The sequence below is a fragment of the Oleiphilus sp. HI0123 genome, assembly GCF_001635315.1.
Genome location: NZ_LWGE01000120.1, coordinates 1 through 233, shown reverse-complemented (window position 1 = coordinate 233; position 233 = coordinate 1). Strand labels below are relative to the sequence as shown.

Annotated in this window: 1 pseudogene; it reads right to left on the bottom strand. The window is 34.8% G+C overall.

Annotation, left to right across the window (positions count from 1 at the left end):
* A pseudogene (locus A3761_RS28340) lies at positions 1-233 on the bottom strand (hypothetical protein); the annotation flags it as partial.

Here is a 233-nt window from a genome sequence, read left to right as displayed (position 1 = left end):
CTGTTGCTTTTAGTTGTGTTACTTTCAGTTCCGTTGGTTGTACTAGAACCAGTTTTGGCGTCGGTTGAATCGTCAGAAGAAATAGTCTTATTGCTGTTTGTGTTATCTGTAGTAGATGTTGAATTATCTGTACTATTAGTATCTGTAGTAGTTGATCCACTTTTAGATTCAACTGTTTTAGCTTGTGTATTATCTGTTCGTTCACTCCTACCATTATCCTTAACATTTGAATT